Origin of the sequence: Streptomyces sp. NPDC051183 (assembly GCF_040682455.1) — a bacterium.
In the GTDB taxonomy this organism is placed as follows: Bacteria; Actinomycetota; Actinomycetes; order Streptomycetales; family Streptomycetaceae; genus Streptomyces.
Genome location: NZ_JBFBBA010000021.1, coordinates 96,890 through 117,736 on the forward strand (window position 1 = coordinate 96,890; position 20,847 = coordinate 117,736).

Consider the following 20,847-nt stretch of genomic DNA (forward strand, 5'->3'; position numbering starts at 1 on the left):
GGGCTGACGCGAGGTCAGCGACCCGGGTGTCGCGGGGCTGGAGCAACGGTCGGCCCCACCTCGTGCACGTACGGGGCGAGGGGCCGATCGGGTGCTACGGCTTGGTGGAGCGGATGTTGACGAGCATGTGCTCGCGGCCTTCGGGGTCCACGGTCTCGCCGACGGAGGTCCAGCTGTTCTTAGTGATGTCGAAGGACTTCGCCTCGGTGCCGACGGTCATGTCGACCTTGGTGACGTAGTCGTTGCCCTTGATGAGGTGAACCGAGGGGATCTCCATGGTCAGCCAGCCGGAGTTGCCGGTGACCTGGAAGCAGATCTTGGACTTGTCGCGGGCCCAGACCTCGATGAAGCCGGTGCCGCTCGCGCAGTCGACGAGGGTGATGTGGCCGTCGCCGCGCTTGAGGACGATGTTCTTCTCCGCGAGGATCTTGTCGGCGTGCGGGTAGCCGAAGTCCTCGATGGCGTAACCGGGTCCCTCGTCCGCGACGGTGGTGACCGCGACCGTCTGGGATGCCGCTCCGGCGCCGGACGCGGCGACCCAGGCGAGGGCGCCCGCTACGGCTGCGGCGCCGATGGTGCCCGCCAGGAACTTCTTCCGCTTCGGCTGGGCTGCGTGTGGGGTATTTGCCGTCATGACGATCCTTAGGTCGTTGATTTCGATCGGCCGATCAGGACCGCGATCCGGGAAAGACCGAAGCGACAGAAATCAGAAAAGAGCGAGCGCGGGCGCGGGCGTTCGCGCCCAATGAAATCCCTTGAATCGATCTTTGTCCACTTCGTCAAACCGCTCAATACGGACATGTGTCAAGGTTTCAAAGTGATTCTCGACACCCCTAGGAAGCTACCACTCCATTTGTGGATGATCTGTGAAGATCTCCCATTTATCCCGTAGCTTCGAACCGGCAAGTATGCGGAAATAACTGGGCCCTGTTGGAGTCATTTCGACTCCAACAGGGCCCAGTTGCATAGGGGGCTCCTTGTGACTCAGTCCCACCGGGTAACGATCTCTCCCGCCTTAGTGACGATTCCCTTGACGCACTGGTTCAGGAATCCTGCAGGAGCCAATCCCGGGCGGACTCGAGAAGAGATTCGAGCTCGCCGAAGGACGCCACCCGACCGCTCGTGGTCTGAACCTGACCGGTCGCGACGTTGGCGAAATCACTCTCAAACTCGCCAGTCTCCCATAGCACCACTTGGGCCATGAAATCGCTGCCGTTGAGGATCCAGCTCACAGACTTCGACTCGCGATCGACCGGAGAGACTTCAATCTCCGAAATTTCTGACAGTTTCTCTGCCTTCTGAACTTCCAGGGAAATCCACTCCCTGGCCCGTTCCAGCAGCTCGCCCTTTACGGGCATTTCGATCCTCCCAGACTGATGTTCTTGGCCTCCGGCAACTGTGGTACCGGCTCACCCTTCCTCTGGGCCAGCCGAGCAAAGATGGTATCGGAATCCGACATCTTGTAGTCGCCCACTCGGCCGCCGGGGATGAGCGATGACTTCGGCACATCAAACTCGACGTACACAGAACCAGGGCGTGCAGATATGTAAGCGTCCTTTGTCGCCGGATACACGACGTAGGTGAAGCCACCACCACCGCGCTGGACCTTGCCGGTATCCATCATCGACTGATACTCCGCAGCTGACATCCAGCGGCCGACGGTGACTATCTCGCCGGGCGACTCACCTCCGACGTTGTGAACGAGGACCGGTGTCGAGCCCGCGAGCACATAGAAGGTGTGGAGGTTTGCGACGGTCAGGTTGTAAACGCGCTGTTCGGGGACAGTCCACGCCTGGGTCGACTTGACCCGGACGGTTTCGCCGGCGGCGGTCCGCAGCGGCATCCCCGTCCTGACCTCGGAGGCCTTCTTCCAGGAACTGGTGCTGCCGCCCACCCAGAACGGATGGCCGTCTGTGGCGATTACCGAGCCTCCGGCCCCCGGTCCGCCGACGCCGATCTTCACCAGGTTCTTCGATCCGTTGCCGACGATGGTCGCCTCAACGGCCTCGGACTGCGTGCGACCGGTGACCGGGTCGGTGGCGAGGACCCTGTCACCGACACGAATGTCTTCGATCGCCTTGTAGCGGCGGTCGGCCATCAGGACGCGAGTACCCGGAACGAAGCTGTTGCCACATGGCGGCCTCTTGAACAGCAGCTTGGCCCGGAGCGCGAGCAGTGCGACATCGTCGAGGCACCGGGGCGACTTGCCCTGGAGGCACTTCTCGATTTCCTCCGCGCCCACGTACCAGGCGATCAGGCGGTCGAGATAGGTGCTCGTGATGCAGCCCATGCCGCCGGCCTGATCACTGCCGCAGACGAGCAGCGTCTCACCCGGCTTCAGCTCCCCGTTCGCCAGGAGATTGTGGCGGTACGAGTACATCCGCTTCTCGAGGGTAGTACGCAGCTCCTCGTCGGACAGCGGCTTGCTCGCCTCTTGAGCCTCCTGCTGGATCTGGGTCTTCAGCTCTGCGACCAGCATGTCGGCGGCGGTCTTCATCGCCGCCTCTGAGGCCTTGGACGCCTCTTCGGAGTCCTTGCCCGCAGCCTCGGACGAGAGCTTGGCCTGGTAGGCGGACGCCCTCGCCTGCGCTGCATACGTGGAGGCCACCGCTGCGGAATGCTGTGCCTGTTCGGCGGACCGGGCGGCTCGCTGGGCCGCCTGCTGGGCCGAGGCGGCGGCGTTCCTGGCGGTCTTCGCCGACTCGGCAGCGCGGCGCGAGGATTCGGCAGCCGCATCCGCGGAGGCGTCGGCCTGCGTGGCGTACTTGGCGGCCTCGGTGGCGGAACCCTGAGCCTTGTCCGCCCACTCGCCCGCCTTCAGGGAGTCGTTTCGGGCGTTCGCCGCAGCAGCCTGCGCGTCGGAGGCGTCCTTCAGGGCGAGCTGCGCCGACTTGTAGGCGGCCTGAAGCAGACTGTTGACATGGGCGATGTGGGTGGCGGCGTTCAGGTCCCGCTGGCCGGCCTTGTGCAGGCCGACCTCCAGGAAGCTGCGCAGCCCGTCCGGCGGACCCGTCAGTGCGGCCTGAGCCGCGGCCTTGACCTCGGGGCCACCAGTCGCAAGGGCCTTGCCGACCGCCACGCGGTCGTCGTCCTCGCGGGCCTTGTACTGCCCGACCTCCAGGAACGCCGCCATGTCGGCCGCGGTGCCGTCGAGCGCCTTGCTGGCCGCTGCCTTCACGCCCGATCCGCCCGCGGCGGAGATCTTGCCGATGGCGATTCGGTCGTCCTGGTCCTTGCCCGGGTAGGCCCGGGTGCGCAGGAACTCCCGCACCTGTTCGATCGGCTTGTCGACCGCGTCCAGGGCGGCCTGCCGCTGTGCTGGGACGGCAGAGCTCAGGGCGATGTGGGAGACGCTGGCACGATCGTCCTGTTCCCGAGCCGCCGCGAGCCCGGTGTGTACGAACCGGACCACCTCGGCGTCGGTGCCCGACAGGGCGAACTCGGCGGCGTCGCGCAACCACGTCCCACCGGTGCCGAGCATGTTGACCGCGGCCTGTCGTCCCCTGGCGGCGGCAACCGCCGGGTCGGACGCCTGCGCGGCCTCGGCGAGCAACTGCATCGTCTGCGTATTGAGCTCCTGCAGCCGACCGACCTCGTAAGTGGCGGCGGCGACGCGGACGTCGTAGGCCCGCTTGGCCTCCTCGGCCGTGAGCACCTCCTCGTCCTGCTGCTGCTGCAGACGCTCGGCATCGGCCTTGCGCGCCGCATCGATCACGGAGGAAGCCTTCTCGGCAGCCCCCAGCGCCTGGTTGGCGGCGTCGGTGGCCGAGTTCGCCGCGGTGGTGGCCGCAGCTGCGGCGTCCGCCGCCTTGCCTGCCTCGTCGGCGGCCTTGTTCGCGGCTGCGGCCGCAGCCATGGCGTGCTGGGCGGCAGCATTGGCCGCGTCCCGCGACTGCCGGGCTGCGGTGGCCGCCTCCCTGGCGTTGGCCTGTGAGACATCGGCCGCACGCGTGGCCTGGTCGGCGAGCCGCTTGGCGCGAGCCGCCGCGGCCTTCGCCTCGGCGGCCTCGCTGCTCGCCGTACCGGCCCAGTTGCCCGCGCTCACGGCCGCTGCGGCCGCTGCGGCCGCGTTCTGGCCGGCATTGGACGCGGCCCGCGCCGCGTCCCCGGCCCTGTCGGCGGCGATGCCGGCCTGGTCCGCGGCATCCGCAGCCTTCTGCGCGCCGCTGGCGGCGGCATTGGCTTCCTGCGCCGCTTCCCGAGCCTTCTTCGCCTTGGTGGCGTCACCGGCCGCGGCCGAAGCCGCGGAGTGGGCCGCGGACGCCGCCTTGCCCGCGCGGCCGGCGGCATAGGCCGCCTGTGCCGCCGCGGTAGCGGCAACCCGCGCCGCTGAGTTCGCTGCCGCAGCCGAGGACACGGCCGTACGGGCCGCCTGGGCCGCCCGGTCGGCTGCCGCCGCCGCGCGGGAAGCTGCTGCTGCCGCCTTGGCGGCCGACTCCTTGCCCGCCTCGGCCTCCCGGGCCGCCTCCAGCGCCGCGTCCCTCGCCGCCGCCGTGGCCTTCTCCGCCTTAGCCGCCTCTTCCTTGGCGGTCTCGGTCAGCTCGCTCGCCTGCTTCTGCGCCTTGTCGGCGAGTTCGGCCAGCTGCGAGACGCTGAGGGCCTCCTGGTCACGCGCGGCCGCAACTTCCCAGCCGTGGTCCAGGAACTCCTGGATCTCCTCAGGCGTGCCGTCCAGGGCCTGATTGGCCATGAGCTTGATGTTCGGACCGCCGGTGGCCAGCAACCGGCCGACACGGACCCGGTTGTCGTCTTCCCGGGGCCCGAACTGGCCCTTCTGGAGGAACGCGATCTGGGCGTCAGGCGTGCCGTTCAGCGCCGTATTGGCCGCACGCTTCACCCCCGGACCGCCGAAGGCCATGATGCGGCCTATGTTGACACGCAGGTCCTCTTCGTAGGCCGGGACGAACCCGCCGTCCATGAAGCCCTGCAGCTGCGCGGATCCACCGCCCAGAGCCGCGCTGGCTGCCGCGCGTACGCCCGGACCGCCCTTGGCCATGAATTCGGAGACCTGCGTGCGCAGGTCGTCCTCCTCGCGCTTCGGCATCTCCTGGGCCATGAACGCCTGTACCTCGGCATCCGTTCCCAGCAGAGCCGCCTCGGCAGCCTTCCGCACCGCGGGGCCGCCGTACTTCCAGACCTGCACGACATCGGATCTGCTGTACTGCACAACCTCGTCCACGGCCTCGGCAGGACGCAGATCGATGCCCATGGTCACTGCCAGGGCAATCAATATCGCCACGAGACTGCGCCATCTCGGCACGGCTCGCATTCCGGAAATCAACGCGCTGCTCCCTCATTTGAGTGGCTTTTATCTGAAGCTTACTCAAGCGAGAGGGTTGTTCTGCACACCCTGCGAGGGGGTCGATCTGAAGTAAATGCCCCTAATTTCGGCGGTGCGGAAGGGTCTCCTCCGGCAGTCGCCACATGGGTATTTCCGTGGTCGAGGCCACGAGATCTTGGCTCAAATGTGCCTACTGGGCGGCACCATAGAAGCGCCGCTTCCGATCTTTGTCTACGCCGCGAATCACCACAGAACGGGCGCAAGTTGACTCGGACCTGTGATGCTCGACACCACTGAGGAAGGTTGTATGACTCTGCGTGAAGGACTTGTGAAGACTCTTGTCCGGAGTTGATCGATAGCTTTCGGCCTCCCAGCTGATGTGGAATTTCCATGTGGACGAACTCGTGAAGATTCCCTGTCGACTTGGGGCGCGAGATTCACGACGCTGAAATGGACGTAACGTTTCAGGCTTACTGGCGCCACGGACAGAATTTCGGGACGGCCTGCCACCCCCATGAGGCGTTCGGCACGGCGGGGCCGCGGCCGCACATCGAAGGCCCGGCAATAAATGACTGCCGCGGCGCGCCCCGGCGGTCGTCGACACGGAAGGGAACGGCAACTGCCGACTCCGCACGGCGCCGGCGGATGCCCCGGACGCGTTGCGGCTGTGGGCTGCTACCCCCCCCGTGGGGAAAACGGCAGCGTCGGCCTGACCCACTTCGCCCGGCCTTGCTGGAGGCAGCGGTACGCAAGGGCTTCGCGGCTGTAGCGAGGGCGGAGCGTGCCCGGGGGCCGGGGGCCGGGGGCTTGACGACATGGGTGCGTGAGTGGCGAGAGCGGTTCGCCACTCGCGGCCCGGCGGCCTGCGGAACGCCGAACGGTCCGGATGGCCGAGCGCATTGGATGGTTGGTCAAGCGGTCCTGCGCAAGCCGGTGCCCGGGAACGCAGCAGCGGTGGGCACTCACGTGAGTGAGTGCCCACCGCTGGTGGAATAGCGAAAGGTCGGCGACCTTCGCCGTTGTGGCCTACCGGTGGATCACACGGACGGCCGCCCCTCAGACATCGAGCTCGTTGCCCGCGGAGTCCCATGCCCGCAACGGCTCGTCGGACGGCGGAGTGAGGACGAGACCCGCGGGTGTGTGGTCGACACTGCCCTCGAAGGCTTCGTTCTTGGGGGCCGGCCAGTCCACCACGATGTGATCACCCGGTGGAATGTCGTGCTCCATACCGGCGGGCTCGAACATCACATTGAGCCGATCGTCGCCGTCGTTCCTGAAGATGATCTTCACGCCGAAAACCTTACCAAGTGTCGAGGTAGTGCTTGAGGACCTTTGCGCGCTGCGGGGCGCTCGGGCTCGTATTGCCCCCCGCGGTCGACACCTCGTCCACCTTGGCCATGTACTTCCACAATGCCTCGATCTCGTCGCGGGTGAAGTACTTCTTGACGTTGGCGAGGTGCTCGGGAGTCATGAACCTGGGGTCGAGGCTGGCGTCCTTCTGGTCCCACAGCTGGATCACGTTGTCCGCACGCCCGAGCTTCCCCATGTTGCCGACGTTCTTCTTCTCGAGCATGGCGATGGCGTCCGTGAGGAGCGCCTTCACCTCGGGGTGCTGGCCGACCGGGCCGCACCACTTCACCGTCTCGTTGTGGACGAGTACGGGCACGTCGGCGGCGAACACGTAGTACGTGTGGATGCCGTCGACCGTCAGGTTGTGCACCCGCATCGGCTCGGTCCAGGCACGGACGCCGACGAGCTCCCTGAGTTCGCCGTCCGCGGTGCGCAGGCGGTCACCGGCCCTGAGGTCCTCGGCGTTCACCCAGTCGTGCCGGTCGGCGACCCAGAACGGGTGCCCCTCGGTGGCCGTGATGGTGCCAGTGGCGTTCCCGGCCGCGCCGTCGGTGTCGACGGTGAGCTCCCGGAGCGCCTTGCTGCCCTCGCCGACGATCAAGGCGGTGACGGCGCGGCCCTCGGTCCTGCCGGTCTCGGGGTCGGTGGCCCGGACCCGTTCGCCGATCCGGACGTCCTCGATCGGCTTGCGCGTGCCGTCCGCCATGAGGACGGGAGTCCCCGGCGTGAAGCTGTTCTTGGGCTTCGAGGCCTCGCACAGCTTGCGCGCCTCCTCGAGGATGTCCTCGCCCTTCTGGACCAGCTTCTTCGCCGCCGCGGACTTGTCGAGGAAGTCGTCGAGGCCGCCGACGATCTTGACGAGGGCCTTGGCGATCGCCGGCGTCTCGCTGATGACCTTCAGTGCCTTGCCCCAGGGAAGGCTGCCGACCACGGCCCAGAAGCAGCTCTCGAAGTTGCCCTCGGTGAAGCACTTCTTGATGTCCTCGAAGAGGAGGTCGACGATGATCTTGCCGCCGTTCTCCAAAAGGAAGTCGACGAGGTCCTTCTCTGCCAGCTGGCGGGCCGCCTCGTACGCCTCCGGCGAGATGCCGGCCTTCCTCAGCGCTTCGAGCTCGTCCTCGCCGAGTTCCCGGGGCTTGCCCTTGCTCGCGGCTTCCTTGGCGGCGGCCTCCCGGGCCTTGCGCTCCTGCTCGCGCTGGTACTCCTCGGCCTTCTTCGCCGCCTCGTCCGCCTCGCGGGCGTACGTGTTGGCGTTCTTGGCCGCGGCCTCCGCCGACTTGGCGTGGCCCTCCGCCGACTCCGCGAACTTGTTCGCTTCCGCGGCGTCCTTCTCCGCCTGGGCGGCAGCGCCCCGGGCGACGGTCGCCTCGTGCTCCGCCAGGTTGGCGGCGCTGTTCGCGGCCACCGCGTGGCTGTCGGCCTCGGCCGCGGCGCCCCGGGCCCGGGCCGCCTCCGCCTCCGCCTGGTTGGCGGCGTTACGGGCCGCGGTCGCGTCCGCGTAGGCCTGGTTGGCGGCGTTACGGGCGAGCTGGGCGTCGGCCTGGGCCTGTGCGTCGGCCTGGTTGGCGCGGGCCGCGGCCGCGCGGGCCTTGGCACCTTCCTCGGCGGCCTGCGCCGCCGACTTCATCGCCGCCGCGGCGGAACGCGCGGCGCTCGCGGCCGAACGCGCCGCCTGCGCGGCGGCCTTGAAGGCCGGAGCGACCTGGGCGTTGGCCCGCTGAGCCGCGGCCTCGGCAGCCTCGGCGGCCTTGACCGCCTCCGCGGCCTTCGCCTCGGCCGAGGCAACCTGCTCCGCGCCCATCTGCTCCGCCGCGGCGGCTACCTCGGCGGCGAAATCGGCGTCGACGTCCTTGCCGGCGAACGGCGCGGTCAGCTCGATGGCCATGTTGGCCGGCTCGGCGATGCCGGCGGCCGTGCCGCGGGCCGCGGAGGCCGACTTGACCGCGATGGTGGACTGGACCCGCGCCACCGCCGCCTCGCGGACGGCGCCCTGGGCCTCCTCCTTGGTGCGGTTCGCGGCCTGGAGGGAGTTGTTCGCGTGCATGGCGGCGAGCCCGGCCAGACGGGCGGCCTCGTGCGCGGCGATGCCGGCACGGGCCTCCTGGGCCGTGGCCTCCGCGGCCTTCTGGTTGGCGCGCTGGGCGGCGGCGTGCGTGAGGGCGGCCTCGGCCTCCGCCTTGTTGGCGGCGGCGTCGGCGGCCGCTGCAGCGGCCTCGGCCTTGTTCGCCGCGGCGTTCGCGCGCGCGGCGTGCGCGGTGGCCTCGGCCGCCGCGGCCCGCGCCCGGGCGGCCGCACCCGCGGCCTCCGTCGCGGCGGAACGCGCCCGTACGGCCGCACCGCCGGCGGTGTCGGCGGCGCTGCGGGCCTGACCGGCCGCCTGGCCCGCGGTGTTGGCGTCGGCGCGCGCCTGGTCGGCCGCGGAGCGGGCGACACCGGCGTCGATCGTGCCGCGACCGGAGGCGGCGATCGCCTCGGTCGCCTTGGCCCGGGCCTCTGCCGCATCGTGCCGCTGCTCGGCCGCGTACGCGGCGTTGCGGGCGTTGCGGGAGTTGGTCTCCTCCTCCCGTGCCTTGCGGTCCGCCTCGGCGGCGATGCCGTCCTGGTGGGCGGCGGACGCACGCGCGGACGCGGCCGTCGCCTGGGCCGCCTGCGCCTGCGCGCGGGCGGCGGAAGCCGTACGGGCCTCGGCCTCGGCGCGCGCACGCGCGGCCGCGGCGATGTCCCGCTCGCGCTCGGCCCGGGCCCGGGCCGCCGCGGCGAGGTCGCGCTCACGCTCGGCGATCTTGCGCTGCTCGGCCGCGATCGCGGCCTGGCGCTGCGCCTCGATACGGGCATCGCGGGTCTTGCGGGCGTGCTCCCACGCCTCGCGCTCCGCCTGCTCGGCCGCCACGCGCGCGTCCTTGGCCCGCGCCGCGGCGGTCGCGGCGATCTTCGCCTGCTTCTCGGCGGCCTCGGCCATCCGGGCCGCGGCCCGGGCGTGCTCCTCGGCGTTCGCCCGCCACTTCTTGGCCTGCTGCTCGTGCAACTCGGCCTGGTTCTGGGCGTTCAGGCCGGCGGCGTCGGCGGCAGTGGCGTCCACCGCGTGCTGGGCCGTCTCACTGGCCTTCACCGCGGCTTCCGCGGCGGCGGCGATGCCCGAGGCGACCTCGGACCACTGGGTGCCGTGCTCCAGCCCGGTCTCCACCAGCACATCGGCCTGGATCTTGGCCTGCGCGGCCGCGACCTGAGCGGCGTTGGCGGCGGCCCGGCCGTACCCGACCTGACGCGCGACCTCGGCCTTGACCTGGTCGTAGTTGGACAGGCGCTTGCCGGCCCGGTCGGCGTCCAGCATCCGGTCAGCCTCGCGCGCGGCGGACGCCGCCGCCGACATGGCGTTGGAGGCGTTCTTGAGCGCCTTGACTGCGTCGCCGTGCGCGGCGATCAGCTTGGTACGGGCCTCGGCGGCGACGGCCGCCTTGCGGGCCAGCTCACGAAGCTTCTCCGCCGCCTCCAGGGCCGCCTTCTGCGCCTTCTCGTGCGCGGCCCGGTCGTCGGCGTCCTGCTGCGCGGCGACCTGGTAGCCCTTCTCCAGGAACTCCGCGATCACCGTGTCGTTCTTGGAGTCCAGGGCGGCCTGCGCGGCCTGCTTGACCGCGGGTCCGCCCACCGACGCCAGCATCTCGACGCGCTTGCGGTTCTCCTCGGCGCGTTTGGCGGCGTTCTGCTTGTCCGCCTCGTCACGCTGCTTGGCGATGTCCGCGCCGAAGGCCAGGAAGTCGGCGCGGTCCTGCGCCGTGCCCTTGAGGACCCGCTCGACCTCGGCGTTGAAGAACGGGCCGCCGGTGCCGCGCAGCTTCTCGATCTGCTGGCGGTTCGCGGTGTCGGCACCGGCGCGCTTGTCCTTGGCGCGCTGGCGCGCCTCGGCCTCGCCGTGCTCCAGGAACTGCCGGACGGCGTTCGGGTCGGTGCTCTCCAGCGCCTTCCTCGCGGCCTCGCGGACCTCTTCCTCCTCGTCGAACTCGGCGAAGTCCTCGACCAGCTGCCGGTCCCGCTCGTCGCTGATCTGCTGGAGCTCGGACTTCGCGGCGGGCGCCGCGCCGGCCGTCTTCGGCTTGAGCGCCCCCGCCAACTGGTCCAGCGCCGCCAGCGTCTGCGTCAGCGACGCCTTCTCGTTGGGTACGGCGGCGGTCGCGGCAGCGGCCTCGCCGGTTGCGGTGCCCAGCACCGCCACGACGACCGCTGCGGACACGGCCTTCCGTACGTTCAAGGCCACGCCCACGCGTAGCCTTCCGGCCTTGGGCCGGAACCTTCCCCACACGGGAAACCCCCTAGACGAATGGATCGAGAAACCCCCGCCCAGGTCAGCGGGCGGGGTGGTCAAATGCGTCCGGCCGGTCCGTCATGGGCCGGCCGGATCCCCGGGATCAGCCCCGGGCGCGGGTTTCGCCGTTCTGGGCCTGCTCGAACGTGGCCTTCCAGAACGCCGCCGCTTCGACGGCCCCCGCCTGCTCCCCGGCCCAGGCGCCCTGGTTGGTCTCGGCGGTGCCCGAGATCGCCTTCCAGAGCTCCTCCGCCGACTCCCGGGACAGCAGGGCCACGGCCCGCCAGTTCTCCGCCTGCGCGGCGGCGGCGGTCTGCTCGGCCAGCCAAGCGCGCTGCGCCGCGTCGGCGTGTGCGGACACCGCCTTCCAGGCCCGTTCCGCCGCGGCGCGGGCCTGAGCCGCGTCCGCCGAGTCCTTGACGGCCTCCTCGGCCGCCGTGGCCTCCCGGATCAGGAGCGTCAGCGTGTGGTGCCGCAGCGTCTCCCCGTCGGCCACACGCGTCCGGTACCCCTCCAGGTCCAACGCCGCGCCGGTGGCCCACCCGTAGCCGAAGAACTCCGCCACGTCCGTGTCCGTGGTACCCGGTCGCAGCGCCCACTGCGCCGCGACCCGTACCTGCTCGCCCGGATCGTGCTCGCCGAGGGCGCGTACGAAGTCCCGGTCCTTGGCGGCAACTTCCAGCCGCTGCTGCTCGGTGGCCTCGCGCGCGGCGCGGTCACGCCGCTGCGCGTCGGCGTACCCCGTCTTCACGAACGCCGCCTGCTCGGCGACGCTCCCCTTCAGCGCCCGCGCGGCGGCCGCCCGCACCTCGGGGGAGAAACCCACCGTGTGCGTGGCCACGACGCGCTCGCAGAACGCCTTGTTCCGGGCGCGCGTTTCCCGCGCCCGCTGCTTGGCGTAGTCGAAACCGCCGCCGGGCGCGAGCCACTCGAGAAGCGCCTCGTCGCCGCGGGAACTCCGCAGCGCGTTCCACGCCGAGGTCCGGACCTCGGCGGCCGGGTGCGTCTTCGCCATCGACGTCACCCGTCGGCGCGCCTCCTCGATGGCCGCGGCCAGCTCGGGCGACAGCGTCTGCTCCGCCTGCGCGCCCGGAACGGTCGACGACGCGGCGGCCGCGACAGGGGCGTCCGCCCACGCCGGGGCCACGCCCCCGATCGCGATCCCGCCGGCCAGCACGCCGGCCGCCGCCGTCCGCGCACCCCACCACTGACGACTCAACTGAAGACCCCCTTGAGGAAGAAGAACGTGTTCACAGCCGAAGAGGGGCAGGGCCGTAGGCCCGGCCCTGCCCCTCCGCGGCGTCAACGGGAGTGCTCAGGCGCCCCCGTTCGGCAGGTCTACTTGACCTGCTGGACCTGCCACAGCTGGGCGTCGGACCGGTTGCAGGTGTAGAGTTGCGTGTCGATGCCGTTGTCCTTCTTGCCGCCGGGGACGTCCAGGCACATGCCCGCGGCGTGCATCGGCGTCACCTCGTACAGCTTGCGGACGGGGTCGACCAGCACCAACTGCCAGCGCTGGTGCGCACCCTGGCCGCAGGTGAACTGCTGGACGGCCGAGCCCGCCTTGGTGCCCTGCTGCTGTACTTCGAGGCACTTGCCGCTGAGGGCGGAGCGCAGCTCGAAGCTGCCGCCCACCGCGGGCACGGCACTCCACTTCTGGGCGTCGCTGCCGTTGCAGGTGTACTGCTGGGCGTTGATGCCGTCCGTGGTCTTGCCGCCTTCGACGTCCAGGCACTTGCCGCTGTGGGCGGCCGTGAGCGTGATGGCCGTCGGGGCCATCGCGGCGCGGGACCTGGCCTCCTGCGCTGCGGCGTGCGCCGTGAGCGCGGCCTCGCGGGCCGCTTCGGCGGGATCGCCGTTGGCGGCCCTCTGCGCCGCCTCGGCCGCGAGGCGAGCGGCTTCGGCCGCGGCACGGGCATCGGTGTCCCCGTCGGCCTGCACGGCGGTCGCGGTGCCGGCCAGCACGGCGAAGGTGGCGCCTACGGCCAGGGCGGCCCGGATGATCCGAGACATGATGGGATCGGTTTCCTCTCGCGGGATCTGGATGCTCAGGCTGCCGTGACCGGCTGGATGCGCCACTTCTGGGCGGCCGAACCGCTGCACGACGCCAGCTGCGCGGCGGCGCCGTCGTCCTTGCCTGCGGACGCGATGTTCAGGCAGCGCTGCGCGTTCGCCGCCGTGTGGGCGGGCCGCAGTTCGTACAGCTCGTTGGCGATGTCGACCATCACGAGGCGCCAGCGCTGGTTCTGCACGCCCACGCACCACCACTGCTGGACGACCGTGCCGTTCGTGGTGCCGGAGCTCTCCACGTCGAGGCACTTGCCCGAGTGCTTGAACTTCAGCTCGAAGGTGCCCGCACCGGTGGGCACCATGTCGAACTTCTGGTTCTCGCTGTCGTCGGCGCAGGTGGACTGGGTGGCGTTGGTGCCGTTGCGCAGGCTGGCGTTGCCGATCGCGAGGCACTTGCCGCTGTGCTCGGCCTTGAGCTGTACGGCCGGGGGAGACGCGACGGCGGCGGTGACGGACGAAGCGGTGACGGACGGGGTGGACGGCTCTGCGGCGGCGACGGCGACGGTCACGCCGGCGGCGAGCACGGCGGCACTGGCCCCGATGGCCAGAACGGATCGGACGATCCGAGACATGGGGTGTTTCCGTTCTTCTCAGGTGGAAGGAAAGGATTCTGCGGCTGCTGCTGCGGCTGCCGTGGTCAGCGCGCGAGCGGGGCGGCGACCTTCCAGGTGGCGTCCAGGGCGAAGTCCTTCTCCGCATCGAAGCGGTTCTTGGCGCTCTTGTCGGCCGCGTACAGGTCGCCCTGGTACTGCCGCAGGAAGCGGCCCGGCTGGCTCGCCGACTCGAACGACGTACCGGAGCCGACGAGGGCCTTCTTCGCGCACCAGGTGGCGTCCTTGCGGAACTGCGCGCTGCTGTCGCTGGCGGTCAGCCGGACCCGCAGGTCCTTCTGCATCAGGTAGTGGCCGGGCTTGCGCGCGGACTCGAAGGAGTAGCAGTTCGGCTGACCGCCCAGGGCGGGCACCACGACCCAGGTGGCGTCCTCGCGGTCGGCCTGCTTGGAGCCGGCGGACACGGGGGCGATGAACGCCTCGCCGGCGTCGACGCCGGACTGCCGGATGACGAAGCCGGGCAGTTTGGCGTTCACCGGCTGGAGCGTCTGCCGCTTGGCCCGGTAGAGGCTCTCCTCCTTGAGGAACTGCGCGACGGCCTCGTCGCCGCCGGCCAGCGCCGTCTTCGCGGCGGCAACCAGGTTCGGGTTCACGCCGGTCTTCTCGGCGGCGGCCTGGATCTGCGTGACGAGCAGGCGGTTGGCGTCGGCGATCTTCTTGCGGCGAGCCTCGTCGTCCTTCTTGTACGCCTCTTCGGCGCCGGTGTGGATGTACTGCTTCCACACGGCCGGGTCGGGGTTCAGGACCGCGCGCTGGCCCGCCGCGTACAGCTCGCTCTCCTTGGCGTCGGCCGGTGCGACGCGCAGCAGTTCGCGGATGAAGTTGTCGTCGCTGAGGAGCAGCATGGCCTCGCTCGCCGTGACGCGGAACAGGGCGGCCGTGTTGGCGCGGGCCGCCTGCTCCTTGCGTCGCTCGGCCTCCTCGCGATTGCGCTCCTCCAGCTCCTTGAGCTCCCTGGCCACGTCGCGCTGGTGGGCCTCGCGGGCGCCGTTGGTGATGAACTCCCGCCAGGCGGCGGTGTCGCCGGCCAGGGCCGTCGCGGCGGCGGCGCGGACCTCGGGACCGGCGGCCTCGTGCCGCATCACGGCGCGGATGAAGTTGTCGTCGCTGAGGTCGAGGAGGTCGGGGCTGTTCGGGATACCGACCGCGATCAGAACCTGGGACTTGGCGAGGCGGGCGGCGCGGGCTGCGTCGGCCTTGTCCTTCTCGCGCTGCTTGTCGACGGCGTACGCCTCGTGGATGCCGGTGGCGATGAACGCGACGTGCTCGTCGGCCACGTCGCTGATCATGGCCCCCTCGGCGGCCAGCCGCACGGAGTCGAAGGCCTCCCCGCCGTCGCGGGCCTTCTGCCAGAGGGCGTGGATGAAGTCGATGTCGCTGAGCAGCAGTACGTCCGGGCTCGGGTCGAGGCGCACGACGGCAGCGGCGTCGACGCGCTGCTTGTCGGTGGTCCCGATCCCGGCGGCGGCCACGGCGGCGGAAGGGGCGGCGAGCGCGATGAGCGGCGCGGCCGCACCGCTGACGGCGGCCAGCGCGGTGGCCGTCACGAGCCCGCGCGCGACGGCCTTCGTCATACGACGGGAGTTCGAGTAGCTCTTCTTCATTCTGCTTTCGGTTTCCCCCTGCTAGGTCCCGCACGCAGTTCCCGATGGGTGCGGGATGGTCGGTGGGCGCAGTCTTGAAGATCACCAAAGTTCAGTCAAAACGGAATTGACTGCTCCCGCCCGGTTGCCACCCATCGGGCGATTTATAGATCCATTTTCGGTCAATTTTCCACCGAAAATAACCCCAACCTAGGGCGGCAATGGCTGGAAGATGGCCCTGACTGGCCGATTCCATAAACAGAGAAGGGCCGGGTTGCGCCGACCCATGGCGCGTCCAGAGCCCTCCCCGCGCAGTCCGCACACGGGCTGCGAGTCCGCCGACCGTCCCTGACCGCCCGTCGGCGACAGGACGTAAGGGCAGGATGTGGCCTGGTACACACCAAGATTTGTCGCCCTGCTGACGGCCTACAATGCGCCGTTCCCGGCCGGGCGGCATCGGGGTCAAGGACGACTGGAGCGTGTCCGAGGGGTCGCGTAACCAGCGATTAGCCAAATCGCTCCGCTCATGCGGGGCGGGGGGTGATCCCTCGGACGCGGAATGGGTTCGCATGGAACCGCGCCTTCCGAAGAATTTCGGACGGGGTGGCCGTTGGAAGTGCCACCGCAAGGTGATCAACGGCGCCGGGCGCCGATACCGGCGGCGCCGGTCCACGAGATCAGTGGGTCGACCTTCTTCGGCCAGTGTGCCCGTCGCCGGAGTAGGCGGACTCGGTGATCACCGGCGGGCGGGGCGGGCACGCCAGCGCCTCCGGCGAAGGCGGCAACGGAGGCCACGGCACCAACGGTGCGCCTACAGCACCCTGCGCGACTACGGCCCGCTGGCCCGAGGTCGCGGCCAGCCGCGACCTCAACCCCCGCCGCTTCGGGCGTGGCGGTCCAAGAAGTCGATCAGTCGCGTCTCCGAACGCAGAATCCGCTCTCGCTGCTCAATGGGGAGAGAGGCGAGGACGTCGACCAGGACTTGCTCGCTCAGCAACAGCCGTCCGAGCAAAGACCCGATGCGTACCCCGGTCCGGGTGTTCGCCGCCGTCGGGGACCGTTCGACGTGAGTGCGCCCCCGGCAGAGGGTGAAGCGCGGGCCCGTCGGCAGCCGTTGCGGACGCGGCGGTTGACCGGCATGTCCGATTTCAGCCGCATGGTCGGCCGATCGGTCCCTGGTCCGCCGCGGCCCGCGCGGGACAATCGCCGTATGCCCCTCTCGAATACCGCGCTTTCCGTGGCCGTCGGCGCCGTCATGGCCCTGGTTCCCCTGACGCATGACGTCTCAGCCGCGGACGCCTCCCCCTCGGCGGCCTCGGCCGCCTGCAAGGGCGCCAGGACCTGCTACGTGGACGTGTCCGTCGCCCAGATCTGGGTGAGCCCCGACAGCGTACGGACGGTGGACGCGAAGGCGCTCACCAACCCGGTGGACATCCGGGGCTGGTTCGCCGCGATGGCCCACGACATCAACCTGCGCCGAGACGTTCCGGGTGAGACGCAGGCCCTGTACGGGGGCCGGGTCACCGTGGTGGACACGACGACCAAGGACGGCGTGCTCTGGGACAAGGTGGTGGTCCACGGCCAGCCCACGCCCAGGGACACGGCCGGCTACCCCGGCTGGGTGCCCGATCGGCAGCTGACGAAGCTCCGGAAGAAGGCCCCGTCCGGCACGACCGCGGAGCGCGTCACCAGCCCGACCGCCTGGGGCTACGGCTCGCGGCAGGCACTGGCGGCGGGGGCGCGGTCCAAGGGAGGGGCCGAGTACTCGTTCAACACGGAGTTCGCCGTGAAGCCCGTCGCGGGCGCCCCGGCCGTCGTGGAGGCCCGGGCCAACGACGGCACCCCGATCTACTTCGAGCGCGATGACTTCGCGAAGGTCCCGCCGTCCGGGGTGACCGGCGACGACGTGGTCGCCGAAGCGCGCAAGTTCCTGGGTCTGGAGTACCTGTGGTCCGGCACGGCCGGGTTCGGATACGACTGCTCCGGGCTGACGAGCCAGGTGTACTCCGCTCTCGGAATCACCATCCCGCGTGACAGCCAGCCCCAGTTCGATGCGGGCGGCGGCGCGGCGCCCGCCGGCTCGGCCGAGGGCGAGCGGATCACGACGCCGGCCGACCTCCGGCCCGGCGATGTCGTGGGCTTCGGCAGCAGCACCTCGAACGTCACCCACGTGGGCATCTACGTCGGCAGGAACGACAAGGGCGTACCGATGATGATCAACTCGCCCAAGACCGGGGAGAGGGTGAGGGAAGAACCCCTGACCAACCGCCCGTTCGTGGGTGCCACCCGCTTCGTCGGCTCCTGAACTCGTACCCCGGCGCGCTGTCCACTATCGGACCTCCGGAGGAGCCGCCAGCCATGCCGCGGGCACGGCAACGGGGCCGGTCAGCGCGGGGTCTTGGAAGAGGAGTTCGACGCCGCGACACTCGGCGCACCGCGAGGCCGGCCGGCCGGACAGCCGGTCTCAGCGCCAGTCGTCGATCACATAGGCGTCGGGGTGGCTGTAACCGGCCTCGTTGGGCCGGTGCATCGTGACGCCCTGCAGCCAAGTGCGGAAACCACGATCGATCAAGCGCCGATAGGCATCCGGGCGGCCCAGGTTCATCCCGGCGTCCAGCTGACTCAATCCGCGCTCGGCCGCCAGTTGCTCACATGCGTCGAGCAGTCGCTCGAAGCGGTCGGCGGCCTCCGGGCCAGGGCGTACGGTGCCGAATTTGACGAAGCACACGTCCTCGCCGGCCTCCGATCCGGCTCCGCAGTGGCAGACGGCCAGGCCATCGAGCTCGGAGTCGCCGCCCTGGAGCAGGATGGTGTCACCGAGTCCCTGTGTGTGCACGGCGACGATCTCGCGTTCCAGGTCCAGGCCCTCGTACACGGCCCCGGTCAGTGCGCGACAGGCACTGAGGCAGGCGGGTTGCTCGGCGGCAGGCAGCTCGCTGTACGTCATCCGGCCGGGGGCCGCGGAGCCGCCCGCGACTTGCTTCTTCATGATGGCCGTGAGGAATCGGGGCCAGAAACCGTACTTGCGGTAGAGCTCAAGGTGCTTGGGACTGTGCGAGAAGGTGAACAGGCCCAGGTGGCGGTTCCCCCAGGCGTCGAAGCAGTCCATGACCGGATCCATGAGGCGCCTGCCGACGCCCTGGTCCCACAGGTCCGGACGCACGGTCAACGGTCCGAAGAACCCGACGCTGCCCCAGTTGGCGGCGAAGTTCGATCCGACCAGTTCGCCGTTGATCGTCGCTGCGAAGGCCGCTTGCGGATCGGCCGCCCAGCGCGTGCGGACGTAAACGGCGCTCTCGAAGAACGTCTTCGGTTCGGGGAGCCCGAGGAACGTCCCGAAGGCGACCCGGAAGATCTCATCGGCCTGATCCAGGTCCGCCTCGGCCAACGGGCGGACCGACACCAGTCCCGCGCCGGTCTTACGCTCCGCTGCCGGTGAGGTCATGGCTCTCTCCTCCTCGGACCCCCCTTTCATCACACCACGAGCAGCACCGCATGGCGATGCGAGGGGATCCGCCGACGGCGGAGGCCGGTGACCAGGACCCCGCCCCGCGTGGCCCCCCTCGCGGCGGCTGGGGCCCGGGGCCGGGCCCTCGTCAAGATCCGAAAGGGACGGCCCAGCACCGGCCGAGGCCGAGCCTGGCGTGCGCGGCAGGACCCGTCGGTGGGGGGAGTGCTCGCGGGCGCGTCGGAACGCGTGTTGGGGAGGGTGATCACGAGCAGGCCCTCATTCGGGTGACGCTGCCCCGGCGCGCCCGGCGTCGGGCGGGACGGGACGGGATCGAGGGGGCGGGTCCGCAAAGCTGAGCTGCCCGGCCAGGCCTTCCCGTCGGTCGGTCAATCCGGTCTCCTCACCCCCCACACCCACGGACCCCTCGGGAGAGCCCCCGTGCGTAACCGAATGCGTATCCGAAGCACCGTACTCACCGCCGTTGCCGTCGCCCTGGCCGTGGCGGGCGGGATCCCCGCGACCACGACCACCGCCTCGGCCGACGCGGAGGTCGCCGCAGCCCGGCCGGGCGACCTGGTCGCCAGCGCCCCCTCCTCGTTCCACCCGCGGCCGGGCCAGCCCACCAACACCAAGGCCTGGAAGATCCAGTACCGCTCGACCACCGCCGACGGCGCCCCCGACGTGGTATCCGGCACCGTGATCGTCCCGCAGGACGGCCGCAGCGGGCCCCGCCCCCTGGTCAGCTACGCCGTCGGCACGGTCGGCCTCGACGACTCCTGCGCGCCCAGCGACCACCTCCCCAAGGGCACCTCTGCGGAGGGCAATCTCATCCATCAACTCACCCAGCGCGGCTGGGCCGTCGTCGTCACCGACTACGAGGGCCTCGGCACCCCGGGCCCGCACACCTACTCCGTCGGCCCGTCGGAGGGGCACGCCGTACTCGACGCGGCGCGTGCCGCCCAGCAGCTGCCCGAGGCCGGGCTGCCGGCCTCGGGCCCGGTCGGCATCATGGGGTACTCGCAGGGCGGCCAGGCCTCCAGTTGGGCGGCTGAGCTGAAGGGCTCGTACGCCCCAGAGCTCCAGGTCAAGGGGGCGGCGGCCGGCGGTGTCCCGGCGGACCTGCTCAAGGTCATGGACTTCAACAACGGCTCCGTCGGCTCCGGCCTCGTCTTCATGGCCGCCGCGGGCCATGACGCGGCCTTCCCGGAACTGAAGCTGGACTCCTACCTCAACCCGGTGGGCAGGGCCCTCGTCGCCGGTCTCAGGAACCACTGCGCCGCGATCGACACGATCGGCGGCTCCTTCAAGCGGATCTCCGACATGACCACGAAGGACCCGCTGGCCCAGCCCGACTGGCAGGCCCGGATGAACCAGTCCAAGCTCGGCCGGACCGCACCGGCCACGCCGGTGTACCAGTACCACGCGGTCAGCGACGAGTTCATCCCGTACGCCGTCGCCCAGCAACTGCGCGCCGACTGGTGCGCGAAGGGCGCGGACGTCCACTGGCACGCGCTTCCGGGCCGCGGCCACATCACCGGTGGCATCAGCGGGGCAGGCGCGGCGAGCAACTGGCTCGCCGACCGCTTCGCCGGACGCCCGACGGACAGCAACTGCTGAGCGCTCGGCCCGTCTCGAAGTCCGGCCCAGTTGATCCTGTGGCAAGATCGCCGGATGCTACGACTAACCGACTTCATTATCGACTGCCCGGACACGATGAAGCTGGCAGCCTTCTACTCCGAGGTGACGGAGCTCCCGGTCAAGGAGAGCAGTAACGAGCACTGGGCCGGCATCCAGTTCGGCGAGATCGAACTGGCCTTCATCCAGGTGGAGGACTACCGCGCCCCGCAGTGGCCCGACAGCGAGCATCCCAAGCAGTTCCACCTCGACTTCGAAGTCGACGACATCGAGGCCGAACAGCGCCGCGTCCTGGCCCTCGGCGCGACCCTGCAGCGGGACTGCATCGGCACCGACGGCTACGGCTTCCGCGTCTACACCGACCCCATCGGTCACCCCTTCTGCCTCTGCCGCAACAAGGGCGTCGTCTGGACCGATCAGGGCCCCACCTGGCCCAAGCACGGCTAGTACTGGTCGGCGAGGCGGCGCGGAACCGGCTGCTGGACGTCGATGTCGGCTGTGGCGGTACGAATGTGGAGTTCACGCCCGCCTCGTAGCCTCGCGGCCCACTGGACGAAGGGTCGCCA

Annotated in this window: 13 protein-coding genes; 3 read left to right on the forward strand and 10 right to left on the reverse strand. The window is 70.3% G+C overall.

Annotation, left to right across the window (positions count from 1 at the left end):
• Positions 1 to 94: 94 nt before the first annotated feature.
• From AB0M99_RS20180 to AB0M99_RS20220, 9 genes are all read right to left on the reverse strand, one after another.
• The gene (locus AB0M99_RS20180; RefSeq protein ID WP_365922205.1) at positions 95 to 634 is read right to left on the reverse strand and encodes a hypothetical protein; all 540 of its coding nucleotides are present in this window, start codon (positions 632 to 634) and stop codon (positions 95 to 97) included.
• Positions 635 to 1,043: 409 nt separating this feature from the next.
• Positions 1,044 to 1,358 carry a hypothetical protein gene (locus AB0M99_RS20185; RefSeq protein ID WP_365922207.1) on the reverse strand — a complete coding sequence of 105 codons (315 nt, stop codon included), beginning with the start codon at positions 1,356 to 1,358 and terminating at the stop codon, positions 1,044 to 1,046.
• The gene (locus AB0M99_RS20190; protein ID WP_365922209.1) at positions 1,349 to 5,239 is read right to left on the reverse strand and encodes a polymorphic toxin-type HINT domain-containing protein; all 3,891 of its coding nucleotides are present in this window, start codon (positions 5,237 to 5,239) and stop codon (positions 1,349 to 1,351) included. Before AB0M99_RS20190 ends, AB0M99_RS20185 begins: the two co-directional genes overlap by 10 nt.
• A 1,098-nt stretch (positions 5,240 to 6,337) precedes the next feature.
• A complete protein-coding gene (locus AB0M99_RS20195) occupies positions 6,338 to 6,571 on the reverse strand; it encodes a hypothetical protein (RefSeq protein WP_365922211.1) in 234 nt (77 codons plus the stop codon).
• A gap of 10 nt (positions 6,572 to 6,581) precedes the next feature.
• On the reverse strand, positions 6,582 to 10,883 hold the full coding sequence (locus AB0M99_RS20200) for a polymorphic toxin-type HINT domain-containing protein (protein WP_365922213.1): 4,302 nt from the start codon (positions 10,881 to 10,883) through the stop codon (positions 6,582 to 6,584).
• A gap of 151 nt (positions 10,884 to 11,034) precedes the next feature.
• The gene (locus tag AB0M99_RS20205) at positions 11,035 to 12,150 is read right to left on the reverse strand and encodes a hypothetical protein (RefSeq protein WP_365922215.1); all 1,116 of its coding nucleotides are present in this window, start codon (positions 12,148 to 12,150) and stop codon (positions 11,035 to 11,037) included.
• Positions 12,151 to 12,269: 119 nt separating this feature from the next.
• Positions 12,270 to 12,944: an RICIN domain-containing protein gene (locus AB0M99_RS20210; RefSeq protein WP_365922217.1), complete on the reverse strand. Its 675-nt coding sequence runs from the start codon at positions 12,942 to 12,944 to the stop codon at positions 12,270 to 12,272.
• A gap of 35 nt (positions 12,945 to 12,979) precedes the next feature.
• Complete coding sequence (locus tag AB0M99_RS20215) at positions 12,980 to 13,573, reverse strand: RICIN domain-containing protein (RefSeq protein ID WP_365922219.1); 594 nt, start codon at positions 13,571 to 13,573, stop codon at positions 12,980 to 12,982.
• 65 nt (positions 13,574 to 13,638) lie between these two features.
• The gene (locus AB0M99_RS20220; RefSeq protein ID WP_365922221.1) at positions 13,639 to 15,216 is read right to left on the reverse strand and encodes an AbfB domain-containing protein; all 1,578 of its coding nucleotides are present in this window, start codon (positions 15,214 to 15,216) and stop codon (positions 13,639 to 13,641) included.
• Positions 15,217 to 16,405: 1,189 nt separating this feature from the next.
• Here AB0M99_RS20220 and AB0M99_RS20225 point away from each other — a divergent pair.
• A complete protein-coding gene (locus AB0M99_RS20225; RefSeq protein WP_365922223.1) occupies positions 16,406 to 17,500 on the forward strand; it encodes an NlpC/P60 family protein in 1,095 nt (364 codons plus the stop codon).
• Between the two features lie 159 nt (positions 17,501 to 17,659).
• Here the strand turns inward: AB0M99_RS20225 and AB0M99_RS20230 are convergent, their stop codons facing one another.
• The gene (locus AB0M99_RS20230; RefSeq protein WP_365922225.1) at positions 17,660 to 18,640 is read right to left on the reverse strand and encodes a GNAT family N-acetyltransferase; all 981 of its coding nucleotides are present in this window, start codon (positions 18,638 to 18,640) and stop codon (positions 17,660 to 17,662) included.
• A gap of 456 nt (positions 18,641 to 19,096) precedes the next feature.
• Here AB0M99_RS20230 and AB0M99_RS20235 point away from each other — a divergent pair, with 456 nt between their 5' ends.
• Both AB0M99_RS20235 and AB0M99_RS20240 read left to right on the forward strand, forming a co-directional pair.
• On the forward strand, positions 19,097 to 20,263 hold the full coding sequence (locus AB0M99_RS20235) for a lipase family protein (protein ID WP_365922227.1): 1,167 nt from the start codon (positions 19,097 to 19,099) through the stop codon (positions 20,261 to 20,263).
• A 54-nt stretch (positions 20,264 to 20,317) separates the two neighbouring features.
• Entirely contained in the window at positions 20,318 to 20,728 is a 411-nt protein-coding gene (locus AB0M99_RS20240; RefSeq protein ID WP_365922229.1) for a VOC family protein, read from the forward strand.
• Positions 20,729 to 20,847: the final 119 nt, after the last annotated feature.